6 protein-coding genes are annotated in these 9,947 nt (G+C 45.1%); 5 read left to right on the forward strand and 1 reads right to left on the reverse strand.

Annotated elements, in window-relative coordinates:
- The first annotated feature begins 169 nt into the window (after positions 1 to 169).
- The 5 genes from DWZ47_RS04945 to DWZ47_RS04965 all read left to right on the forward strand — a co-directional run bounded on the left by DWZ47_RS04945 (position 170) and on the right by DWZ47_RS04965 (position 8,898).
- Positions 170 to 2,227: an alpha-L-arabinofuranosidase C-terminal domain-containing protein gene (locus tag DWZ47_RS04945; protein WP_032846953.1), complete on the forward strand. Its 2,058-nt coding sequence runs from the start codon at positions 170 to 172 to the stop codon at positions 2,225 to 2,227.
- 88 nt (positions 2,228 to 2,315) lie between these two features.
- A complete protein-coding gene (locus DWZ47_RS04950) occupies positions 2,316 to 3,863 on the forward strand; it encodes a sulfatase (RefSeq protein ID WP_032854511.1) in 1,548 nt (515 codons plus the stop codon).
- A gap of 30 nt (positions 3,864 to 3,893) precedes the next feature.
- Positions 3,894 to 5,024, forward strand: a complete 1,131-nt coding sequence (locus tag DWZ47_RS04955; protein WP_117512436.1) for a family 43 glycosylhydrolase — start codon at positions 3,894 to 3,896, stop codon at positions 5,022 to 5,024.
- Positions 5,021 to 6,688 (forward strand): arylsulfatase, encoded by a 1,668-nt coding sequence (locus DWZ47_RS04960; RefSeq protein WP_009001277.1) that lies wholly within the window; start codon positions 5,021 to 5,023, stop codon positions 6,686 to 6,688. Before DWZ47_RS04955 ends, DWZ47_RS04960 begins: the two co-directional genes overlap by 4 nt.
- 5 nt (positions 6,689 to 6,693) lie before the next feature.
- Entirely contained in the window at positions 6,694 to 8,898 is a 2,205-nt protein-coding gene (locus DWZ47_RS04965) for a glycoside hydrolase family 2 protein (RefSeq protein ID WP_117512488.1), read from the forward strand.
- A 169-nt stretch (positions 8,899 to 9,067) separates the two neighbouring features.
- Here the strand turns inward: DWZ47_RS04965 and DWZ47_RS04970 are convergent, their stop codons facing one another.
- Positions 9,068 to 9,511 (reverse strand): VOC family protein, encoded by a 444-nt coding sequence (locus DWZ47_RS04970; RefSeq protein WP_008646812.1) that lies wholly within the window; start codon positions 9,509 to 9,511, stop codon positions 9,068 to 9,070.
- Positions 9,512 to 9,947 lie beyond the last annotated feature (436 nt).

Raw genomic sequence — 9,947 nt, forward strand, 5'->3', positions numbered from 1 at the left:
TTTTTGTTTGGAACAGTCGTAGAATTGTTCAAACGGACAGCACTCATGTTCAGTTTGCTGTCCGGCAGCTGATTTTTATACATGATTGCAGGTATTAAGCATTATTTTTCTGTTTTTCTTGGATAGAAAAGACCACATTTGCAATGTGAAACTCTAAAAACACAATGCTATGAATCATCCGACATTAAAATCCCTTACGTTGGGTATCGGTCTGTTTTTCACATTACCTCTGGTATATGCGAATAGTTCTTTTCCGTCTTTATCCGATGGAACATTGTATATCAATAAATCGAAAACCCGTAAAGTGGCTCCCGTAAAGTACGGTTTCCATTATGAGGAAATAGGAATGATGGGCGAGGGTGCTCTACACGCTGAACTGATCCGTAACCGCTCGTTTGAAGAAGCTACACCGCCTGCCGGATTATCAGTAAAGAACGGGCTGTATGAAAATGTTCCGGCTCCCCGTGTTAAAGAGAAGAAAGTATTTCAGGCCGATCCGCTGATTGGATGGGCGACTTATCCGCTATCTTATACTCCTGTATTTATCAGTCGCACGGAGGAAAATCCGATGAGCAAGGAAAATAAGTATTCGATGCTGGTGAATGTTACGGAAGATATTGCGAATCACCCGGATGCTCTGATTCTCAACCGTGGATATTATGGAATGAATCTGAAAACAGATACGTCTTATCGCCTTTCCTTGTTTCTGAAAAGCAGGAATTATTCCGCCCCGTTGCGTGTATTTCTAGTTGACGAACTGGGACAGCGGGTGAGCAATGTGATCGAAGTGAATATAGAGAATCGGGACTGGACAAAATATACGGGCGAACTGAAACCGGAAAAGAACGTCCAGCGCGGAATGCTTGCTATTCAGCCTATGTCGAAAGGACAATTTCAGATAGATGTCGTTTCCCTGTTTCCCTCTGATACCTGGAATGAGGGGAAATCCGTATTCCGTAAAGATATTGTTCAAAATCTGAAAGAGTTTGCTCCCAGTTTCATTCGTTTTCCGGGCGGATGCATCGTACACGGAGTCAATGAAGAAACGATGTACCACTGGAAGAAGACGCTCGGACCGATCGAAAACCGTCCGGGACAGTGGAGTAAATGGGCGCCTTATTACCGTACGGACGGAATCGGTTATCATGAGTTTTATGAATTGTGCGAATATGTGGGGGCTGATGCGATGTATGTCATGCCTACGGGCATGATTTGCAGCGGTTGGGTAAAGCAAAGTCCGCAATGGAACTTCAGGCATATTGACGTCGATTTGGATGCGTATATTCAGGATGCGTTGGATGCCATAGAGTATGCTATTGGCGATACGACTACGAAGTGGGGAGCCGAACGTGCAAAGAACGGTCATCCCGCCCCTTTCCCATTAAAATATATCGAGATTGGAAATGAAGATTTCGGACCTGTATATTGGGAACGTTATGAAAAGATCTATCAGGCATTGTCCACTAAATATCCCGATTTGATTTATATCGCTAATAGCGTTATCCGGGTAGTGGGGAGGGAGAATGACGACAAACGGAAAGATATTCCCAATTTTGTCAACCCGAAGAATGTCAAAGTGTTCGATGAACATTATTATAACTCGATTGAATGGGCTTGCGAACAGCATTATCGCTTTGATAATTACAAACGGGGTGTTGCCGATTTATTTATCGGCGAATTGGGAATCAGCGGAAAATATCCTTATAATTTGCTGGCTACCGGGGCAATCCGTATGTCAATAGAGCGTAACGGCGATTTGAATCCTCTGTTTGCCGAACGTCCGGTGATGAGGCATTGGGATTTCCTGGAACACCGTATTTTCCTGCCGATGTTGATTAACGGAGTGGACAGTAGCGTAAAGACTTCTTTCTTCTATCTGGCGAAGATGTTCAGGGATCACACGTTTGATGTGTGCCTGGATGCAGCGATTAAAGATATGGAAGGTATGCAGAATATCTTTGTAACAATGGGATATGATACGGGCAGTAAGCAATATATCCTGAAACTGATAAACCTGCAGGATAAGAAAGTCACCTTGCAGCCGGAAGTCTCCGGTTTCAAACGTCCGGTCAAGGCTCATAAGACAAGCCTGGTACTGGTTCCGGGAAAAGAAAACACACCGGCTACTCCGAATGAAGTCGAACCGGTGGAGACCGAAGTCGGACTGGACCTGAACAAACCGCTCGAACTGGAGGCCGCTTCTATGACTGTGTACCGTTTTAAATAGGAGAACCATAAGATTCAATAAGCGGATATAAGAGATTTAAACAAAAGAATATGAGGTTTACATAAATAGGAAATTAAAAGAAGCAAAAATGAAAAATACACTCTTTTGTATTACAGGACTTGCCATACAGGGGTTGGCTATGTCAGCCGCGGCACAAACCGGCAAACCGAATATTGTGGTCATTATGACCGACCAGCAACGTGCCGACTTGTGCGGCAGGGAGGGTTTTCCTTTGGAAGTGACTCCTTATGTAGACCAACTGGCACAGGAGAATGTATGGTTCAACAAGGCATATACTGTGATGCCGGCCAGTTCTCCGGCTCGTTGTTCCATGTTCACCGGACGTTTCCCTTCTGCCACTCACGTACGTACGAACCACAATATTCCCGACATCTTCTATCAACAGGATTTGGTAGGAGTATTGAAAGAAAACGGATATCAGACAGCATTGGTGGGCAAGAATCATGCTTACCTGAAACCTGCCGACTTGGACTTTTGGTCTGAATACGGACACTGGGGAAAGAACAAAAAGGCGACTCCCGCCGAGAAAGAAACTGCCCGTTTCCTGAATCAGCAAGCCAGAGGCCAATGGCTGGAACCCTCTCCAATCTTCCTGGAAGAGCAGCATCCCACCAAAATCGTGAACGAAGCACTGGCATGGATTGAGAAACAGAAAGAAAATCCTTTCTTCGTATGGGTATCCTTTCCGGAACCCCACAACCCTTATCAGGTATGCGAACCCTATTACTCCATGTTCTCGCCCGACAAACTTCCCGTATTGAAGACATCACGCAAGGACTTGGCAAAGAAAGGAGAGAAATACCGTATTCTGGCAGAACTGGAAGATGCATCCTGCCCCAACCTGGAACAGGACCTGCCCCGAATCCGTGCCAACTATATCGGAATGATCCGGTTGATAGACGATCAGATCAAAAGATTGATCGAATCATTGAAAGCCAGCGGACAATATGAAAATACCATCTTTGTTGTACTCTCCGACCACGGTGATTATTGGGGAGAATACGGATTAATCCGTAAAGGAGCCGGACTTTCCGAAAGCCTGGCACGTATTCCGATGGTATGGGCGGGCTATCAGATCAAGAATCAGCCTGCACCTATGGATGGCCACGTGTCGATAGCCGACCTTTTCCCTACATTCTGCTCTGCCATCGGTGCCGAAATACCGGCAGGCGTTCAGGGACGTAGCTTGTGGCCGATGTTGACCGGGAAGGCTTATCCCAAAGAAGAATTCTCCAGCATGGTGGTTCAACAAGGCTTCGGTGGAGCTGACGTCGGACTGGACGCTTCCCTGACTTTCGAACAGGAAGGAGCATTGACTCCCGGCAAAATAGCCCACTTTGACGAACTGAACACCTGGACACAAAGTGGCACTTCACGCATGATAAGAAAGGATGACTGGAAACTGGTAATGAATCATTATGGAAACGGTGAACTTTATAACTTGAAGAAAGACCCTTCGGAAGTTCATAATCTGTTTGGTGAGAAGAAATATAGCGAAATTCAAACGGAACTTCTGACCCGGTTGCTGGCATGGGAATTACGTTTGCAGGACCCACTACCTCTTCCGCAAAGACGCTATCATTTTAAACAGAATCCATTTAACTATCTTAAATAGGAAGAATACGTAAACATAAAACAGGAATATATGAAATTGATTGGACGATTAGGATTGATCTTGCTTACAGGATTTATTTCCATCTGTACAGCATCAGCGCAGTTATATGGAACGGCAAATACAAACGCTCCGGAGCTACGTGTTCCGAAATTCGTAAAGCCGGCATTTGATTATTGGATGAGGGACACTTGGGCTACGCTGGGTCCCGACGGTTATTATTATATCACAGGAACGACCTCTACCCCCGACCGTTACTTTCCGGGACAGAGACATTGCTGGGACTGGAACGACGGTTTGTACCTGTGGCGTTCCAAAGATATGAAGTCCTGGGAAGCCAGAGGACAAATATGGTCGATGGAAAAAGACGGAACCTGGCAAAAGAAGCCGAAAGTATATAAAGCAGGAGAGAAATATCAGAAGAAATCCATCAACGGTGATCCGATGGACAACCGCTTTCATGCAGTGTGGGCTCCGGAAATGCATTATATCAAAAGCGCGAAGAACTGGTTTATCGTTGCCTGCATGAATGAGTCGGCAGGTGGGAGAGGTTCTTTCATTTTGCGGAGCAAGACCGGAAAGCCGGAAGGACCGTACGAGAATATCGAAGGTAATAAAGACAAAGCCATCTTCCCGAACATCGACGGAAGTTTGTTCGAAGATACGGACGGCACTGTCTACTTTGTCGGGCACAACCATTATATCGCCCGTATGAAACCGGATATGAGCGGATTTGCCGAGGAACTGAAAACATTGAAAGAGGAAAAATATAATCCGGAACCGTATATTGAAGGAGCGTTTATCTTCAAATACGATAACAAATATCACCTCGTACAAGCTATATGGTCGCACCGTACGTCGGAGGGAGATACCTATATTGAGAAAAAGGGAGTAACCTCGCCGAAGACACGTTATAGTTACGACTGCATCATCTCGACAGCCGATAATGTGTATGGTCCCTATAGCGAACGCTACAATGCCATCACGGGAGGAGGACACAACAATCTTTTCCAGGATAAGGATGGAAACTGGTGGGCTACCATGTTCTTCAATCCGCGTGGGGCACAGGCGGCGGAGTATAAAGTGACGTGCCGTCCCGGATTAATTCCGATGATCTATGAGAATGGTAAATTCAAACCCAACTTTAATTATAATACCAAATGAAAACTTCTTTATTGATAGCAGGCAGCCTGGCTCTGGTTCCGATGACGTATGCGCAGGACAAACCGAATATTATTATCATACTGGCAGACGATTTGGGCTTCTCCGATCTCGGCTGCTTCGGTGGTGAGATTCATACACCGGTACTGGATAAATTGGCAAAGAATGGCGTCCGTATGACGCAGATGTATAACAGTGCACGCAGTTGTCCGTCGCGTGCCAACCTGTTGACGGGACTTTATCCGCATCAGACGGGATTGGGACACATGGACGGCAGTCATCCTGCCTGGCCGAAAGGATATTCCGGTTTCCGTTCCAATTCGGACAACGTCACGATTGCAGAAGTCCTGAAAGATGCCGGATATTTTACGGCTATGTCAGGAAAGTGGCATCTGGGGAATAAGTCGAATCCTATTCTTCGTGGGTTTCAAGAGTATTACGGTTTATTGGGCGGATTCAATTCTTTCTGGAATCCGGAAGTATATACCCGTTTGCCGAAAGACCGTACCCCCAGACACTATGAAGAAGGAACTTTCTATGCAACGAATGTGATAACGGATTATGCGATTGACTTTATCGACCAGGCACATCAGGAAAAGAAACCGCTGTTCCTGTATCTGGCCTATAATGCTCCCCATTTTCCTTTGCACGCACCGAAAGAAGTGACCGATAAATATATGTCTCTCTATATGCAGGGATGGGACAAGATTCGTGACGCACGTTGGAAACGGATTGTTGACCTGAAACTGATGCAAGGCAAACCGGAACTTAGCCCGCGCGGCGTGGTTCCCGAAAGTCTGTTTGAAGATGAAACGCATCCGTTACCGGCATGGGACTCATTGACGAAAGATCAGCAGACCGACTTGGCACGTCGTATGTCCATTTTTGCAGCGATGGTGGATGTGATGGACGCGAATATCGGCCGGGTAGTGGATGAGTTGAAAAAGAACGGTGAGTTGGACAATACATTTATCATGTTTATGTCCGATAACGGAGCTTGTGCCGAATGGCACGAATTTGGTTTTGACAAACAGACCGGAGTCGAATATCATACGCATACGGGAGCCGAACTCGACCAGATGGGCTTACCCGGAACTTATCATCATTACGGCACAGGCTGGGCGAATGTTTGTTGCACACCGTTCACGCTGTATAAACATTATGCTCACGAAGGAGGTATCTCAACCCCATGTATCATTTCCTGGGGGAATCAGGTGAAGAACAAAGGCGGACTGGATCATCAGCCTGCACAATTCTCCGATATCATGTCTACCTGTGTGGAACTGGCAGGAGCCACTTATCCGAAAGAATATCAGGGAAGAGCGATTCTGCCTACGGCAGGTAAATCCATCCTCCCGATTGTGAAAGGGAAGAAGATGCCCGAAAGGTATATTTATGCAGAGCATGAAGGCAACCGCATGGTGCGTAAAGGTGACTGGAAGCTGGTTTCGGCCAATTTTAAGGGAGATGAATGGGAATTGTACAACATCAGGGAAGACCGTACCGAGCAGCACAACCTGATCGGCAAATATCCTGAAATGGCAAAAGAACTGGAAACGGCCTATTTCGAATGGGCAGACAAGAGCGATGTCTTGTATTTCCAAAAAATGTGGAATACCTACAATAAGAATCGACGGAAAGATTTTAAAGAATATAAAACCCGCTAATGCTTATGGATAAAAGAATCTTATTTACTCTGGCTTTAGGAGCCATGTCGCAGGTGTTTGCCCATGCATGGGAGCCTAAAGGTGATAAAATCAAAACAGTATGGGCTGAACAGGTGACGCCGGAAAATGTGTGGCAAAGTTATCCCAGACCGCAGTTGCAACGGGCCGAATGGATCAATCTGAATGGATTGTGGAAGTATGCCGTAACGGATCAGAACACGTCCCGGAAGAATGTTTCCTTTGAGGGAGAGATTCTCGTCCCGTTTGCGATTGAATCGTCACTGTCCGGAGTGCAGAAAACATTTCTTCCTACGGATAAATTATGGTATCAACGTGAGTTCACTTTAGATCCTTCCTGGAAGAATAAGTCTACTGTCCTGCATTTCGGAGCAGTGGATTATGAATGTCAAGTATGGGTGAATAACCGGTTGGTCGGTACGCATAAAGGAGGAAACAACCCGTTCTCGTTCGATATTACTAAATACTTGAAGAAGAGTGGCCCCCAAAGCATTGAAGTAGCCGTCACCGACCCGACGGACACGGAATCTATTTCCCGAGGGAAACAACAACTTAATCAGGAAGGTATCTGGTACACGCCTGTATCGGGCATTTGGCAAACTGTGTGGCTGGAAGCGGTGAATAAAACCTATATTCGTCAGGTACTTCCTTCCACTGATATTGAGAGAAAATCCGTGAAGCTGGCTTTCGATATAATTGGAGCCAAAGGCAATGAAGAAGTGAAAATAGAAGTGTTGGATGATGGCAAAGTAATCAAGACGGTGGAACAGAAGTTGACTAATGCGATGGAGATAGACGTTCCGAACGCTGTCTTATGGTCTCCCGAATCTCCGAAACTGTATCATTTGAATATTGTCTTATCCAATGGAGGACGTGTTTTAGACCGGGTAAAGAGTTACTTTGCCTTGAGAAAAGTAGATGCCCGTAAAGATGAATGTGGATACAACCGTATTTGCCTGAATAACCAACCCATCTTCCAATACGGTCCGCTGGATCAAGGCTGGTGGCCCGACGGATTGTTGACTCCTCCTTCCGAGGAAGCGATGTTGTGGGACATGGTGCAGTTGAAGAAGATGGGATTCAATATGATCCGTAAACATATCAAAGTAGAACCGGAGCAATATTATTATTACGCTGATTCTCTGGGATTGATGATGTGGCAAGACATGGTTTCCGGTTTTGCTACGTCAAGGAAGAAGGAGGAGCACGTCAATCCGTTGGCTACTACTGATTGGAACGCCCCCGAAGAACACACCCGCCAATGGCAAAAAGAAATGTTCGAGATGATCGACCGTCTCCGTTTCTATCCCTGTATCACTACCTGGGTGGTTTTCAATGAAGGATGGGGACAGCATAACACGGTGGAAATCGTAAATAAAGTGATAAAATACGACGATACACGCCTGATAAACGGAGTGACCGGCTGGACGGACAGAGGCGTAGGCGATATGTACGACGTACATAATTATCCTGTCACTTCCATGATTCTGCCGGAGAACAACGGCAACCGCATTTCCGTACTGGGAGAATTCGGCGGCTATGGCTGGGCGATCAAGGAACATATCTGGAATCCGAATATGAGGAACTGGGGGTATAAGAATATAGACGGAGCAATGGCTCTGATTGATAGTTACGGCCGTCTGGTATATGATTTGGAAACGCTGATTGCCCAAGGGTTGAGTGCGGCTGTTTATACACAAACCACTGATGTGGAAGGAGAAGTGAACGGCCTGATTACTTACGACCGGAAAGTAACTAAAATACCGGAAGGCTTGTTGCACCTGATGCACAACCGTTTGTATGAAATCACCCCTGCGAAAGCTGTTACTTTGATTGCAGACAGTCAAAACGGAAGCAAGAATACCCGCCTTGTCAGTCTGAACGGTCAGGAGCTGAAAATGACTTCTTTGCCTTTCGACTGTCCCCCTCGTTCTACGGTAGTATCAGAAGCTACTTTTAAGGTGGATAAGGATTTCAGTCATCTGTCTTTATGGCTGAATGTTGCCGGAGAAGCAAAAGTGTGGTTGAATGGTGTAGAAGTCTTTGCGCAGGAGGCAAAGCAGACCAGGCAATATAATCAATACAATATCAGCGATTACAGCCGTTACTTGCGAAAAGGAAGTAATTTGTTGAAAATTGAAGTGAAAGATAGCAAGAAGATGAGGTTTGATTATGGGTTGAGGGCTTATTAATCAGATTCATATTTTACTTTGTGAGTTTCTTGCTATAAAGTTGAAAGGCAAGTGAATATCTGCAATATCAAGTTAATGTATGAGCCCCATAGCGATGTCACTATAGGGCTCATTAACTATCATTTTTCCGGCTCACTCGTATGGGCACATTTCTTTATAACAAACTTTCTTATTGAAATTTCTTATCTTCTTCGAGGAGCTCTTGGCTATATTGCTCCGGTGCTAGAGGGGTAAAGAGTTCTATCAGGTTTTCTTCGGGATCGCGCAGGTATAGGGTACGCATCCCCCAATCGGGCATATCCGCAGGTTCGGTGATAAACGTCACGCCTTTTGCTTTTAGATCGGCAAAAGTTTCGTCGAGGTTATCTACACTGAATGAAACCATTAATTTCTCACGCATCGCAACGGGCTGTTGCTTATCTGCATTGCCTACCGCAGGTGCCATCCAGTCGGATACAAAAAGGGTGAAGCCTTCTATCCCGTCAGCTACTTTAAAATTGGCATATCCGCTATTTTCATCTCCCCAGGATGGCTCTAATCCGAGTTGTTCGGTGTAGAACTTGAAGCATTTGGCGAAGTCTTTCACTAATAATCTTACGTTGCTGAATCTCATGGTTTACTGATTAATAGTTTGTAATTTGTTTCTTATATCAAAATGCAAATATAATCATTCTATTGGATAGCGTTTCAAAAAACTGTATTTACCTCATTAGTGCATAGAAACGAGTTAAACGGTGCGCTAATGAATGGGTCCAGGGTGAGGGGTGGTGAGGGTAGATTTATAACCTTTTATTTTATTATTTTCTATACTATCTCCTTTTTTATCCTAAAAAAAAAATACGAAAGTTATAAATCTACCCTCACCACCCCTCACCTGGACCCATATCTTATAATAAAAAGATAACGGGGAATCTTAAAAACTCAATCATCTTTTTCAGATTTACCACAACGTTTCCAGAATACTCCATTATTTTATTCAAAACCGTACAGAGAATGAGCCAAACCCGTACGTAAATGAACTATTTCACCACAGAGGACAGTCAGAAGAT

It is taken from the genome of Bacteroides sp. AF32-8BH, assembly GCF_003435205.1.
GTDB classification, from domain to species: Bacteria; Bacteroidota; Bacteroidia; order Bacteroidales; family Bacteroidaceae; genus Bacteroides; species Bacteroides ovatus.